Source organism: Microbulbifer sp. A4B17 (assembly GCF_003076275.1).
In the GTDB taxonomy this organism is placed as follows: Bacteria; Pseudomonadota; Gammaproteobacteria; order Pseudomonadales; family Cellvibrionaceae; genus Microbulbifer.
Map to the genome: position 1 here is coordinate 3,943,268 of NZ_CP029064.1, position 15,064 is coordinate 3,958,331.

The window sequence follows — 15,064 nt, forward strand, 5'->3', positions numbered from 1 at the left end:
TCTTACTTGCCATATCGCTTTGGGTCTCATGAGGAAGAGAGGTGCGATCTCATGGGGAATCAGTTTATTAAGTATTAGCAGACTTACCCATACAGTGCTCTAAGAAGCGTATTGATAGTAAGCTCTCTAGCTTAAGCCTTTCTAAATGCACCGACTGCTGGCGACTGTTACAGCGTTAGCGGGTTTGTAGCTGTTCCCCTTTACCACGAATTTCAGCTATATGGTGCCATAAGGAAGGCTAAGTGATTGCCTTTAACTTGTGCGGCAGTGGCCTGCTGTTTGGCTTCGCTTTTTGAATTGGCGGTGGCAAAAATATTGTGTGCGGGATCGTGCATTTAATACTCTAGGTTGGGACCATCTACCTGGGTGAGGCGATCCAGGGCGTCGTAGTGGTAGCTGCGCTCCAGAATATAGTTTTGGCTGAGTAGGGTCTGCTCTGGCTCCAAGTTACCGAACAACACCCCTGACTCGGAGCACCAGCGGTTTGCTAGTCCTTACCGGGTAGAGGGCCTTCATCTCCAATCTTTTACCGATTTAGCTCGGCGCACTGGGTATCCAGAACTGTTCAAATGCAGGACAAATTTTTCTGTAGCTATCTAACTACATCAGCTGTCTCGTCTAATAATTTAAACCACTCATTCCCTAGGGGCTTTGGAACGTATAGATCAGCAAACGCTCTTGGATTCGTAATAGTAGCCAATAAACTACGAAGTAACTTACAGATTTTACTAATTTAATCGTCACTTGGCTGAGAAGTTTCAAGCTCTTCAACCCCAGTCAATATCTTTAAGGCACCCGTAAAATCAAATGGTGGACGTTTAGGATATTCATTCTTTACGGCAGAATCGATTTTTTGAAGATTATTTTTGACCAAAGTAATCATCATCCATCCTTCTTCTTCGTTTCAATAGAACCAGAAAATCTACCGCCCTCAGTTATAACCTGTTGACGCCTCCCAGGAAAAATTGTCGGGCCAAATATATCTTGATCCCTATCAATAGAACCTTTTGGCTTTTATCCACCGTTACTACCCTGGAACTATCAGTAATCTATGGGTGCCCAGAAACTTGCTCTTCATTTTTCGGCCAGGAACAACAGACGGAACAACTCTTCTTCCTTTACACAACTCTTTATTTTTCTGAAATTCCTGCACTAACTTAGCAGTTTCTTTCTGACTGATACTCATTAATCTATCTGCATCCCTCAGGCTTTGCTGCAAATATTACACTGTCCCTCCAGACTCTTCACCATTCAACCCCAGAAGTATAAAAGATCATCTATCATCTCTCTCTCTTCTGGCGTATACATAAAGTAATCTGAATATTCTTTTCTATATTTCATTAATTCCTCATGAACGTATCGAAACCCTAATCTTTTATTTTTTCTGCACACCCCCAAATAATCAAGAAATTTGCGACATGACTCCTGATTTTTAATATTTTTTTTAAAAAAAATTTCTAAGTCATCAATTGCTTCATTGTAAGGATAGTCTTTTCTATTGGACACAGGTTAGCTCTCTGGAAGAATATCAATTTTGTCGTATTTAATTTTGGCACCATCCGCATGTAACTGTTGAGCACCTCCATCTCCAAACTCAGGGTAGGCAGATGTAAAGTGTTCCAATTCGGCACCTTCCTTATCACCAAACGCTCTAGGAACTCTTACAGTAGGATTGCCATTTTCATCAAAAACCTGAAGAGTATTAAATTCACTTCTCAAACGGCTATCACTCCAAGATCGATCTTCAGGGTCAAGAGGATTCAAATGTTTTTTGGTTTTTATTTGGAAGGCATTAGCAGCCGCCTCTCCAGTATCAAATTTTTCAAAACCAAAGTAAGTTACCCTCCCCTCACCATTCTCAATTATTTTCTCTGCCCATTCGTTCTTAGTATCATCATCATTAAAATATCGATCATACCTGTATGCTGTAGAAGGAAGAGTAGCATTGGGTCCATCTGGACCAACATAAAAGTCAGGCTTAGACGCTGCTACCGATCCAGCTTGCCTTGTGGAAGACTCCTTTTGAGCTGTAAGCCCAAGTGGGTCAACCCAAACAATGGGATTGGGAGTATATTGATAGTTATTAACTCCCCCCAACAACCCAATAGGGTCCTGCTGAGTAAACTCTCCTACCTCAGGATCGTAGTACCTAAACCGGTTGTAATGCAGTCCTGTCTCTTCATCGAAGTACTGCCCCAGGAAACGAATAGGCTGCTCTACTTGATTCTCATGGGCTAACGCAATATTGCCATAGCTTTTATAAGCAACACTCCATACGACTTCACCTTCCTGATTGGTAAGGGTATCAGGTGTTCCAAGATGATCCAGATGGTAGTGGTAAAACTGTTCATCTTCTTTCAATGCAACCGGTTTGAAAGTCCCCGGCTCGAAATAGTAGGTCCGGGTACTCAGATCCTGCTGGGTGTGGATATCGGCTTTGTTTTCGCGAAGCAGAACATCCCCATCCCAGAGGAAGCTGGTTTGTTCACTGTTAGTTACCTTGCCAATACGACGGCCGAACGGGTCGTACTGGTAGTGAATCTCTTGTTGAAGCTGTTCGCCTCCCTCTTCCACCTTGAGCTTTTCAACCAGCACCAACTGCTGGCGACTGTTGTAATGGTAGCGGGTCTGCAGCTTCTGCCCTTTACCGCGCAGCTCTGCGATGCGGTTGCCGTGGATATCGTAACGGTAGTGGGTGTCACCACGGAAGGCTAAACGATTGCCCTTGACTTGAGTGGCGCTGGCTTGCTGCTTGGCTTCGTCCTTCGAATTAGCGACAGCAAGAATATTGTGCGCGGGGTCGTGCACAAAATGCTCTGGGTTAGGGCCATCAACCTGGGTGAGGCGATCCAGGGCGTCGTAGTGGTAGCTGCGGGTGCCACGTAGACTGTCCTCGATTTTGGCAATCTGCCCAGCTTTATTGTACTGGTAGCTGCGCTCCAAGATTGAGTGAGAGTTTTGAGTTGGGTCGGAGACTGGACCACTAGCTTTGTTTAGACATAGCCTTTGCAGGCGCCCTTGAGGGTCATAGTCTCGCTGACTCTCCAGCCCATTTCCGTGCTGTCGCTGACTCTCCCTGCCCTGCTCATCGTGATTAATACTGGTAATCAGCTGATCAGAGTTGCTGCCTGCCGGGCGACGGTACAGGCTCTGGAATTGGCCGGCGGGGTTGAAGGCGAAGTTGAGCACTTCACCATCGGGCAAGGTCGTGGCGATGCGATTGCCGGCGGCATCATAGTTATGGCTCAGTTTATCTTTGCCCTGCCAATCCGCAGTTACGCGTCCGTTGGCATCATATTCCCAGCGCAGCTTGCGGTGGGCATTTTCCGCTTCGATCAGCTGGCCGCTGCGGTTATAGCGGAAATTGGTTGCACCATCCGGGGTAACTTCCTCCAATAGGCGGCCAAAGGGGTCGCGCTCGAAGATGGTGTCGATACCTTTGCCACTATCAGCATCCGTGACTGCCCTGGAACTGATCAGGTGCCCGGCGCGGTTATAGGCGTAGCGAGTCACGCGTCCGTCGAAGCCCACTTCTTCAATCAGGCGTTCGTTCAGATCGTATTTGAGCTGGTACCGCTCACCATTTTCGTTGGTGAGGCCAATTAAGTTACGTTCACCATCATAGTGGTATTCCAGACGACTGCCATCCGGGTTAGTGCGTGTCTTAACCTGGCTGAGACCGTCGTAGGCGTAGCAGGTGCTGCGGCCTTCGGAGTCCATAACTTCCGCAAGCAGCCCTTGGGGGTTGTAGCTGTACTGAGTCCTGGCTCCATCTGGAGTAATTACCGCGTGGATACGGTCCTGGGCATCGTATTCATAGCGGGTTATCTGGTCGTGGGCATGCTGAACTTCTTCCAGGCGGCGGGCGCTGTCGTAGCGGTAGTGCTGGGTACGGCCCATGGGGTCTTTGACCGCTGCCAGCTTACCTTCCGGGTTCCATAGATAGCGAGTGGCGTTGCCCAAAGGATCGGTAACACTGCCAATCAAGCCTACCGGGTTATAGCTATATTGAGTGCTGTTGCCGAGCGCATCTTTGGTGGTGACGATCTGGCCTTTCTGGTTGTATTCACGCTGCCAGGAGTTACCGGCGGGGCCAGTCACTTTGGCTGGCAGACCTTCACCGTTGTACTCGATGCGGTGGCTATTGCCAGCAGCATCGGTCTTTTGTACCAGGCGGCCCTGATCGTCATATTTATAGCGTTCTTCTCGCAGGCTGCCGTCATCGCTGGGCAGCTGGACTTTGGTCACCTGCCCCAGGTCGTTATAGGTGTAGAGAGTCTCTGCACCTTCAGGGTCGCGGTGATAAATCGGTAGGGCTCGATCGTTAAAGCGGTAGCGCTCCCGACCTCCACGGGTATCCGTAACGGTAACCCCGTGACCACCCTCATCCCAGGCAAACTCATAATTGTAGGTAGCTTGCCCATCAATGGAGTCGCCCCATTGACGTACGCAACGGGCAGATGGGCCTTCTTTGTCCCATTCAAAATAAAAGCGGTAACCGGTTTTTAAAGTACGCTTCGAAATAACATGCTTGTGATATTCATATTGTTCACTGTAGCCATCCGCATCGGTGGCTTTTATCAGATCACCTTCATCACTGTATTCGTATTTAGCCAGTATTTTGATGCGGCCATCGCGAGTTTCTTTCTTCAGCTCGCCAATACGCAAGCTATTGGGCTGCCCTTCCGGCGGGCTGATATGCAGAGCTTCACCGAGGCTGCTCTCGATACAAATCAGGCGCTCATCAATATAGTGGAAGAGGTAATAGTTACCGTAGCCATCGCGGATTTCAGAGAGTTTTAGAGCCCCATTAGTACCTGTCGCCTTGAAGTGTTTTTGCACACCATTTTGGGCTCCGTAGGGGGTTACAACCCAGTGCTCATCGTTAACGCGAGTTAACGATAAATTTTCCACCACATTGTGGCTGCGGCGGCTATTACCCGGTGCGGGTAGGCTAATTACCCGGCCCTCGGCATCATGAAACTGTACCGCTTTGCCTGGACGCCATACCAGGCGCTCATTCAACGTGTGGGTCCAGCCGTGGCCCAAACCGAAATCCCTAGCGTTACTGCTGCGGTAAGTGCGCGCTAGAGTTAGTGGCAGCGGGCCATCCAGCACCGTATCCACCAAAGTCAGACGCTCTTCACCTGTTTTTAAGTTGATCGGTTCACCACCTTCACAGGCATTGGCATTGCACTGGGAGGTGTCACCATTCTGGTTTTCCCCGGTGTCGCTATTGGTATTGTCCGGCTCGTTGCTATTATTCGCTTGGCTACCTTGCGACTCACTTGAATTATTATTGGAACCACTATTGCTTTGATTGGAATTTGAGGCAGCGCTGCTGGCCCCCGAGCCACCAGAACTGCCGGAGCTGGCTGGCGGAGCTGCCGCTTCAGAGGAACTCAAATCAGAGAAGCTTGCACCGCCTCCCTTGGAATTACCGCCCCTTTTCTTGGAAACCAGCTGTTGTTGCTTTTTCAGCTTGGCCAAATCCAACATCAGCTCGCCGACATTTTTAAAAGACTTCAGCAAGCGCGCATTTTTGGCCATAGCCACAGCTGCACCGACACCCCCAGTAATCGCTGCGAGGACGATGGTGAGGATAATTTCAAAGGCACCGCCACCGGCTATTTCGGTAATTTCCAGGCTGTGCTGTGCTTTTACATAATCCTGGGCAAAGCGGAAAATAATTTCGCGCAGGGCCGGATCGTCATAAATAATTTGAGCAACGTCGAATGCCAAATCCAACTGCTGCCGGGTAATCTTTGAAGGATCAAAACCGAGTACATCCACCACTTCCTTTTGTAAGTCTGTGACGTATTCCTGGCCAGATTCTGTAAAGCTTTTGTCATTCCAGAAGTAATTTGCTGTGGCAACACCCAGCCTTTGGGATTGGCGCATGGGATTCAGCATTTGCGCCACTTCAAGCACATCTTTTGTCCATACCGCCAAGCCCCAGGCGGCATTGCCAAAACCGGTCGCGCCACTTTCAATATAGGCACCCACTTTTTCCAGCGTTGAGCGCTTCTCATGCTGCTGCTGGATCTGGGCCGCCTCTGCGCGCTCTTGAGCAATAATCTGCTGCAAACCCAGACGAATCTTAGTTATCAGTTCAGACTGTTTATCAGCAATAACAATGGCAGCCGCAGGTGCCTCTTCAATTATCAGGCGGTTCTGAATTAATGCGCGGTAGATTTCCCGTTCAGAAGAGGATAAATGGCCTGGCGGCTCAGATAGGGGCCCCAGGAAGATTGTGCCCGACGTACCAGCTTGGATACTGGTACTGAGCAAATTGCAGGAATTGCCTCCCAGGCTAAAAAAGTGCTGGTAAATTTTCTCAATAACGGCATCGTCGAACATCGAAAGCAAGTGGCTGGCATCGACCTGCACAGGAATCCCCAGCGGGTACGCCCACCCTACCCTCACTTCGTACTGGATGCCTTGCTTATTTTCAACACGTAGCTGCATGATAATCCTTTAAACACTTACGCCTATCTGGATCTAGTGAGGACCTGGTTCGGTTAATACTCACCCGAGAGCACTAGAGAAGCCCCAGAAAACTCCGGTAACTTTTTGATCGAATCAATTGATCGAGTAAAATTCCCTTTGACTGAAACCAATTAGTCACATATTAGCGATGACTTCAGACAAAGCTGACATCGATTAAAATCGAATTTTCAAGATCTGCCAATACCACGTCATTACAGAAAGAGGCCACTGGGGAGAACCGTCTCTATCAAAATAAGGGGGTTTAAGGGCTACTACGCTAGGAGAAAACTAACGATTAGGTTTTTTACTGCAATTCCGCTCTGGATAAGTAACGAACCCTGGTGGCACCTAATAAAACATAGGACTGAGATCTATTTCACGAGGGTACCGCAAATTAGATAAAGGCGATAGCTAGCAAATGTTAAGAAAAATGGTGACGATCCGTAGAGCAGGAACTAAAAGCTCAATCGCATAAAATCGATTTAACATTATTGTCGATATTTTTTTACTATATAAAGAAATTTAGTACCTCTGTATCAAAAAAATATTCTCTTAAATAATTTTTTTTGCACAATTATTATTCATTTATCGAGAATTACTAAACGACTTTTCAACAGCAGACATCAATAAACCGTTATCGATAGAGGTATCTAATTGATTAGAACTTGGCGGACAAAAAATTGGATTGTTAAATTTGTGATGCAGATCACAAATAAACCCAGTCATAAGAAGAGGGACAGCAAGTGAAAGATAAGAAGCTGAATAAACCTGGAAATTGAAATAAATTGCAAATAAAGAGTTGGAAGGAATGTAGCAGGCCCAGCGCACCTAATTATCTGGTGCCTGGGCCTTCTGTGGGAAACTCTATTCGATTTCTTTGATTCGCATAGAGTTGGTATGCCCTCCCATATTCAGGCGTTCACCTTGGGTAATCAATACGCGCTGACCTTTCTGTAAGTCAATTCGTGAATTCAATACCTCAATAACCGCTTCCGTTAAATGCCCCAGAGGTACTGAAGCGGGGTCAAAGCTCACCGTCTCTACGCCGCGCAGCAACACCAATTGACGGGCAATTCGGGGGTGCCGGGTTAAAGCATAGATCGGCAAGCGAGTATTTGCACGGGACATCATTCTCGGCGTCCGACCGGACTCAGTAAGTGCGGCTACAGCACAGAGATTTTCCACTCGCGTTGCAACGTCAATCGCCGCCTGGGCAATCACAGTATCGATTAGAGGTGAAGAACCGTGGTCATCTGCAGTATAGGGAACACTGCCCAAATACTGTTCAGCGCCGATAATCACTTCACTCATAGATTCCACAGCGGCAACCGGGTAATCGCCCGCTGCTGTTTCCGCCGACAGCATAACTGCGTCTGTACCGTCCAGAACCGCATTGGCAACATCCATTACCTCTGCACGCGTAGGAGTCGGGCTGGTAATCATCGACTCCATCATTTGTGTCGCAGTGATTACGCCGCGATTGAGGGCATTGGCGCGGTTGATCAGTTTTTTCTGCACCCCTACCAGAGCGGGATCACCAATCTCTACACCCAGGTCACCGCGAGCTACCATGATGGCATCGGAAGCGAGAATCAGGCTGTCCATTTGCTCATTGTCGGCAACGGCTTCTGCCCTTTCAACTTTGGCGACGATCGCCGCCTGGCTGCCAGCCTCGGCCATGGCTTTGCGGGCGGTATCCAGATCTTCCGCACAACGCGGGAAGCTGACTGCGAGGAAATCCACTTCGAGATCTGCTGCCAGTTTGATATCCCGGTAGTCTTTTTCTGTCAGTGCCGGTGCAGACAAGCCCCCGCCCAACAAGTTGATGCCCTTGTTATTCGACAGCTTTCCACCTTGCAAAACCCGGCAATAAAGCTTGCTTGGAGTGGTGCCGGTTACTTCGAGGCGAATCTTGCCGTCATCCAGCAGCAGAATATTGCCAGACTGGCAGTCACTGATCAGGCTTGGGTAATCAACACCAACGCGATGCTCATCTCCACCTTCAACCGGGCAATCCAGATCGAGGGTAAACTCACCATTGTTTTCCAGCTGCACACTGCCCTTGGCAAAACGGGCAATGCGGATTTTTGGGCCCTGCAAATCCCCCAATACCGCAACAATTTTTCCCTGCGCTTCGGCAGCATTGCGCACTTCGGTAACCCGCCGGCGGTGATCCTCTGCCGATCCGTGGGAAAAGTTCAGGCGTACAACATTGACTCCAGCGCGAATCATTTCATCAATTACGCGAGGTTTGTCCGTGCCGGGGCCCAGGGTTGCTACGATTTTTGTATGGCGAATCATAAGATCCCGTCATCTAATAAATTTAAGAGAAGGTTCAGAGGGCTATCAAACAGGAATTCTATTTCCATTTAATGGCCCTCAGTAATTGAATTACCAAAATATGGTGAATGAGGGGAATCAGGCGGACTCAGCAACCGGCTGGTTCAGCTGAAGTGACTCAGCCATAGCCAGGCTGGTATCCAGCATACGGTGGGAGAAGCCCCACTCGTTATCGTACCAGGCCATTACTTTCACTAAGTTGCCATTTACCCGGGTGTGGTTAGCATCAAAGTGACTGGACGCACTGGTGTGATTAAAGTCTACAGATACCAGGGGCTGATCACAGTAAGTCAGTACACCGCCACTGGCCCCGGCAGCTTCTTGCATAATCCGATTCACTTCTTCGGCAGTAGTATCGCGGCCGGCAATAAACTGGCAATCCACCAGGGATACATTGCTTACCGGTACACGGACAGCCATGCCATCGAGGCGACCTTTTAATTCAGGCAATACCAAGCCTACCGCCGCGGCCGCACCGGTTTTAGTGGGGATCATGTTGTCCGCCGCCGCACGGGCGCGGTAAATATCTGCGTGTACCGCATCCTGGGTGTTCTGGTCGTTGGTATAGGCGTGCACGGTGGTCATAAAGCCCCGCTCAATACCCAACTCACGATGCAACGCCTGGGCTACGGGTGCCAAGCAGTTGGTGGTGCAGGATGCATTGGAAACCACGCGGTGGTCTGCAGTGAGGTTGCTATCGTTCACACCATAAACAACGGTAAGATCCGCATCTTTTGAGGGTGCAGAAATCAGCACCGCAGCAGCACCGGCTTCAATATGAGCCGAAGCGGAAGCACGATCGGTAAATCGGCCGGTACACTCCAGGACCAAATCCACACCAAGTTGCTTCCAAGGCAGCTTGGATGGGTCCCGCTCCTGGCAAACCTGCACGCGATCACCACCAATAACCAGTGCATCGCCGTCGACTTTGACGTCTGTACCAAAGCGACCGTGAATAGTATCGAATCGAGTCAGGTGAGCGTTAGAAGCAACCGGGGCGAGATCATTAATTGCGACCAGCTGTACGCGATCGCTGTAGCCTGATTCGTAAATAGCGCGGGTGACATTTCTACCGATACGACCGTAACCATTAATGGCAATTTTAATTTTCATCTCGCTTTACCCTCTGTATATGCTTCTGGTTTATTAAGTGACACCCGCCTGCAGGTGCACCTTACCGAGTGTGTTATTTCAATTCCGCAGCTTGTTTTGCCAGGCGAGTCACCTCTGCCCAATTTTGTTCACGGACCAGAGCGCTGCTCGCCATCCAGGAACCACCGACACAAACCACATTGTCCAGTGCCAGGAAATCAGGGGCATTTTGCGGGCCTATACCTCCTGTGGGACAGAAGCGAACGTCCTGCAGCGGACCTCCAATGGATTTAAGCATTGGCACGCCCCCTGCTGCCTGGGCAGGGAAGAATTTCTGGTAGCGATAACCGTGCTCATAGAGGCGCATCACTTCTGAAACGCTGGCGGCACCGGGCAGCAACGGTACTGAGCTGCCTTCAGCCGCTTCCAGTAAACGGTCGGTTGCGCCGGGGCTCACCATAAAACTGGCACCGGCATCGATAGAGCGACGCAGATCATCACCATTAAGTACAGTACCGGTTCCCACATGGGCTTCCGGCAGGTGTTTTGCAATTTGTTCAACAACGTTCAGGGCTGCCTCAGTGCGCAGGGTTACCTCAAGTACTTTCAGGCCACCTTCAATTAAAGCGCCAGCGAGAGGGAGGGCATCTTCAACTTTATCTACAACCAGTACTGGGACAACACCAGCTACCTGCAAAATCTCGGCGATATTTTTCTGCATCAGTTAATTCCAAATAATTCGTTAAGGCGCCCAGTAAACAGTGACTGGTTTAAGCCCCTGCTTGAGAATACTGCGCACCGGCATTTCCATCTCATCACTGCCGAGCAACGCCTCGCGATAAACTTTTAGCTTCTCTTCGCCAGTGATCAACAACTTGATATTGCGCGCTTGCAAAATTGCACTCAGGGTCAAAGTCATACGCTCAGTATTGGAGCCGGTAACTTCACTTTGATTAGCAGTAATTGCTTTGCACAATTTTTTTGATTCAGGATTTAGTGCATCCTGTAAGCCCTGGGCATGGGGAAATAGTGATGCGGTGTGGCCGTCACTTCCCATACCCAGCAAACAGACATCAAACGGTTTTTGTAGCTCGCTATATGCAAACTCACAGGCTTTTTCACCTTCTGCAGCAGTTACATGTGAGTTTTTCATTCCAAGAAAATTGGCTTCGATGCCAAAGTTCTGTAAGAGTGACTTTTCAATAAAGGCTGCGTTACTACCACTTTCGGTTTTTTCCACCCAGCGCTCATCAACGAGAGCGGCTGTAATTTGCGACCACGGAAGTGGGCGCTTGGATAGCTCACGATAAACTGGCTCCGGCGTGCTGCCACCAGACACCAGGAAGCTTGCGTGATCGTTTTCTTTAATACCTTTTTGCAGTTCACAAGCACAATCGTGGGCTAGAGCCTGCACCAGACGCTCGCGATCTTGGAAAAACTTTTCTTCAGCCATGGATTATTCCATTTCTCTTAGTGAAAACTGGCGCGATAAAATTAATAGCTGCGCCCGCTTTCCAGATTATTACTACGCGTTAAACCAATGACGATCACTTCTAGACACCAGGTTATCTGCCTCTTCCGGCCCCCAACTGCCTGCAGGATAAGGCTGTGGCTGATTTTTAGTTTCGCGCCAATGCTCAATAATCGGATCCACCCACGCCCAGGCAGCGGCAACTTCATCGCGGTGGATAAAGAGCGCGGGATTATTTGCTGCAGCATCCAGCATCAGGCGTTTATAAGCGTCGCTGCGGAAGCTGTCATAAGTATCCGAGAGGGTTAAATTCAATTCAGCCGGTTGCAACTCGGTGGTGAGACTATCCATTTTCTTCGCCATCAGAACCAGCTTGATACTCTCTTCTGGCTGTAAGCGAATAACCAATCGATTGGGGACAATATTTCCGGCAGACTCATCGTATACATGGTGGGACACATTTTTGTACTGCACTACGATTTCAGCACAACGCTTCTCCATACGTTTGCCAGTGCGCAGATAAAATGGCACCCCCGCCCAACGCCAGCTATCAATATGTGCGCGAATAGCAACAAAGGTTTCGGTTGAACTGGTTCCACCGTCGAGTTCATCGAGGTAACCGGGTACATCATTGCCATTGATTTGCCCAGCCACATATTGGCCGCGCACAACATTTTTATCGACCAAATTACCAGTAAGCGGACGTAAAGCCTCAAGTACCTTAATTTTTTCTGCACGGATATTCTTCGCCGACATACTGTTGGGAGATTCCATAGCAATAAGGCAAAGCAACTGCAACAGGTGGTTTTGCACCATATCCCGCATAGCACCAGTTTCATCATAAAAGCCCGCACGCCCTTCCAGACCTACGGTTTCTGAAATACTGATTTGTATGTGATCAATGGTTTTGGCATCCCAAAGATGCTCGAACAATACATTGCTAAAACGCAGGGCGAGAAGATTTTGTACCGTTTCCTTACCCAGGTAGTGGTCGATGCGGAAGATGCTATCCTCTGGGAAGTAACTGGCAATCTTACTGTTAATTTCATCAGAGGTTTGAGCGTTATAGCCCAGTGGTTTTTCCACCACGACTCTGGAGTTTTCAGTAATCAGGCCTTTTAAGGAGAGATTTTCACAACAGGGGCCAAAAACCGCTGGCGGGATTGCCAGATAGAAAATACGAACCCGTTCCGGGTCGGGACCGAGGGTTTCTGCCAGGTGATCCCACTGGGTATCAGGTACTGCGATATCCAATGCGATGGGGCAGAGTAACTGACTAAATTGATCCCAACTCGAAGCACAGTACTCACCTTCACGAAGATGCTTTTGCAGTGCCTGATGGGCTGTTTCGATATACTGATCAACATCTGATTGGCGGCGACACACCGGAAGGATACGACAGCCATCAATCAAGCTGCCCTCTCTAAATGCTCGGTAAAGCGCAGGTAGCAGCTTGCGCAGTGCAAGGTCACCGCCTCCACCAAATAACACCATATCAAAAGGGTTAATCATAAATTTTGCTCTGGGGTCGTTCTTGTCTCGGAGCCTTTTGGGCTCCGCAATAATCAATAAAGAATGCTTGCACCGGTCTCTGCACCACTGGCAAGCCCGCGCATATTAGCGAATAGTTCACGGCCTGTACCACGGGCACTTTCAGTGAGATCACACTGTGCCGTTTCGCGAGCATTAAATTCAGCTTCATCTACCAGCACGCGCAGAACACCAGCCTCTGAATCAAGTTCAATCATGTCACCCTCATGCACCTTGGCAATCGCACCGCCTTCCACGGCTTCGGGGGACATATGAATCGCTGCCGGAACTTTTCCGGAAGCACCGGACATACGTCCATCAGTCACCAGCGCCACCTTAAAGCCACGATCCTGCAATACCCCCAGAGTTGGGGTCAGCTTGTGTAGCTCCGGCATACCGTTAGCACGAGGGCCCTGGAATCTCACCACCGCCACAAAGTCGCGTTCCAACTCACCGGCTTTAAAACGCTTGAGCAGATCATCCTGGTTATCCAGAACAATGGCCGGCGCTTTCACTTTGAGATGCTGAGATTTAACTGCGGAAACTTTAATAACGCTGCGCCCGAGATTGCCTTCGAGAAGCTGCAAACCACCGTGCTGGGAGAAGGGGTCGGTAACCGGGCGAATTACGGTCGTATCACCGCTCTCTTCTGGAGTTGGTTTCCAAACCACACCACTAGCATCACTATTCAGGAAGGGGTCTTCACAGTAGGGTTCGAGACCGGAGTCGCCGAGCACCGTGTGCACATCATCGTGTAGTAGGCCTGCAGAGCGGAGTTCGCGAATCAGGAACTGCATACCGCCAGCTGCGGCAAAATGATTGATATCCGCAGTACCGTTCGGGTACACATGGCAAAGCAGCGGCACCACTTCAGAGAGATCAGCCATATCCTGCCAGGTCAGCTGAATACCTGCTGCACGTGCCATCGCAATAAGGTGCAGGGTATGGTTTGTAGATCCGCCAGTTGCGAGCAACCCCACCACCCCATTAACGAAAGCTTTCTCGGTGAGGATTTTGGCTACCGAAGTGTGCTGACTGGGCTCAGTAATTTTTACCAGTTGTGCCACAGCAGCCTCATTTAAAGCCGCGCGCAAATCGGTACCGGGATTTACGAAGGAACTGCCGGGCAATTGCAGTCCCATAATTTCTACCAGCATCTGATTGCTGTTGGCAGTGCCGTAAAAGGTGCAGGTGCCGGCACTGTGGTAGGAAGCACTTTCTGCTTCCAATAATTCAGTGCGCCCGACTTTACCCTCGGCATAAAGCTGGCGAACCCGCACTTTTTCCGCATTGGACAAACCCGTAGGCATTGGGCCTGCGGGTACAAAAATTGAGGGCAGGTGGCCAAATGACAGGGCGCCAATAACCAGCCCTGGAACAATCTTGTCGCAGATCCCCAGGAATATAGCCCCTTCAAACACATCGTGGGACAGGGAGATCGCCGTGGACATGGCGATCACATCACGGGAAAACAGGCTGAGTTCCATACCGGCGCGCCCTTGAGTCACCCCGTCGCACATCGCGGGCACGCCGCCGGCAACCTGGGCCGTGGCGCCATTGCGCACAGCAGCCTCTTTCAGTTGAGCGGGATAGGCACCGTAGGGCTGGTGAGCGGACAGCATATCGTTGTAGGCATTGACGATACCCAGGTTGGGCCCACGGCCGGAGGCAATCAGCTGCTTTTCATTCTCTGGGGACGCGGCTATCGCATGAGCCAGGTTTCCGCAGGACACATGAGCTGCTGCCCGACCTTCAATATGCGCCTTCTCAATCTGCGCCAGATACTCTGCACGAGTTTCTTCACTGCGCTTGATGATGCGTTCGGTGACGGCCTGAACCTTGCTGTGAACCATGACTATTCCGTATTAACTCTGTTGGGGTGGCCCCCGAAAACAGGAACCACCAAGGTCACATTTCAGTGGCAACGGCCACCTGTGATTGTCTTTCCGTGAAAGGCCTCTCGGCGGAATGGCTCCCACTGCAACTCTACGGTTGTAGTGCCATCGGAGTCCTATTGCCCAATGGAAAATCTAAAACCCGGGGAACAAAATTGCTTTAAAAGACCACTCACAACTCAATCATTTCAGCAGCAAATTATTTAACCCTCAGGAAGACTGTCTCTGGAGCCTTACGGGGAACCTT

The 15,064-nt window shown here is 49.7% G+C and carries 11 protein-coding genes; all 11 read right to left on the bottom strand.

All coding sequences use genetic code 11. The annotated features are described in order from the left end of the window. Nucleotides 1–212: 212 nt before the first annotated feature. The 11 genes from BTJ40_RS22965 to edd all read right to left on the bottom strand — a co-directional run bounded on the left by BTJ40_RS22965 (nucleotide 213) and on the right by edd (nucleotide 14,775). Nucleotides 213–335 carry a hypothetical protein gene (locus BTJ40_RS22965; RefSeq protein WP_255422761.1) on the bottom strand — a complete coding sequence of 41 codons (123 nt, stop codon included), beginning with the start codon at nucleotides 333–335 and terminating at the stop codon, nucleotides 213–215. After that, on the bottom strand, nucleotides 336–461 hold the full coding sequence (locus BTJ40_RS22970; RefSeq protein ID WP_255422762.1) for a hypothetical protein: 126 nt from the start codon (nucleotides 459–461) through the stop codon (nucleotides 336–338). 272 nt (nucleotides 462–733) lie between these two features. Next, nucleotides 734–886 carry a hypothetical protein gene (locus BTJ40_RS22380; RefSeq protein ID WP_157954140.1) on the bottom strand — a complete coding sequence of 51 codons (153 nt, stop codon included), beginning with the start codon at nucleotides 884–886 and terminating at the stop codon, nucleotides 734–736. A 365-nt stretch (nucleotides 887–1,251) separates the two neighbouring features. Beyond that, nucleotides 1,252–1,506, bottom strand: coding sequence for a hypothetical protein (locus tag BTJ40_RS17375; RefSeq protein ID WP_108734267.1), 255 nt, complete (start codon nucleotides 1,504–1,506; stop codon nucleotides 1,252–1,254). Nucleotides 1,507–1,509: 3 nt separating this feature from the next. Then, nucleotides 1,510–6,468 (bottom strand): RHS repeat-associated core domain-containing protein, encoded by a 4,959-nt coding sequence (locus BTJ40_RS17380; protein WP_238152046.1) that lies wholly within the window; start codon nucleotides 6,466–6,468, stop codon nucleotides 1,510–1,512. Nucleotides 6,469–7,353: 885 nt separating this feature from the next. Continuing rightward, a complete protein-coding gene (gene pyk, locus BTJ40_RS17385; protein WP_108734268.1) occupies nucleotides 7,354–8,790 on the bottom strand; it encodes a pyruvate kinase in 1,437 nt (478 codons plus the stop codon). A 117-nt stretch (nucleotides 8,791–8,907) separates the two neighbouring features. Next, nucleotides 8,908–9,942: a type I glyceraldehyde-3-phosphate dehydrogenase gene (gap, locus tag BTJ40_RS17390; protein ID WP_108734269.1), complete on the bottom strand. Its 1,035-nt coding sequence runs from the start codon at nucleotides 9,940–9,942 to the stop codon at nucleotides 8,908–8,910. Between the two features lie 73 nt (nucleotides 9,943–10,015). Further along, entirely contained in the window at nucleotides 10,016–10,642 is a 627-nt protein-coding gene (eda, locus tag BTJ40_RS17395) for a bifunctional 4-hydroxy-2-oxoglutarate aldolase/2-dehydro-3-deoxy-phosphogluconate aldolase (protein ID WP_108734270.1), read from the bottom strand. Nucleotides 10,643–10,663: 21 nt separating this feature from the next. Further along, the gene (gene pgl / locus BTJ40_RS17400) at nucleotides 10,664–11,374 is read right to left on the bottom strand and encodes a 6-phosphogluconolactonase (RefSeq protein WP_108734271.1); all 711 of its coding nucleotides are present in this window, start codon (nucleotides 11,372–11,374) and stop codon (nucleotides 10,664–10,666) included. 72 nt (nucleotides 11,375–11,446) lie between these two features. Beyond that, nucleotides 11,447–12,904 (bottom strand): glucose-6-phosphate dehydrogenase, encoded by a 1,458-nt coding sequence (zwf, locus tag BTJ40_RS17405; protein WP_108735323.1) that lies wholly within the window; start codon nucleotides 12,902–12,904, stop codon nucleotides 11,447–11,449. Between the two features lie 53 nt (nucleotides 12,905–12,957). After that, nucleotides 12,958–14,775 (bottom strand): phosphogluconate dehydratase, encoded by a 1,818-nt coding sequence (gene edd / locus BTJ40_RS17410; protein ID WP_108734272.1) that lies wholly within the window; start codon nucleotides 14,773–14,775, stop codon nucleotides 12,958–12,960. Nucleotides 14,776–15,064 lie beyond the last annotated feature (289 nt).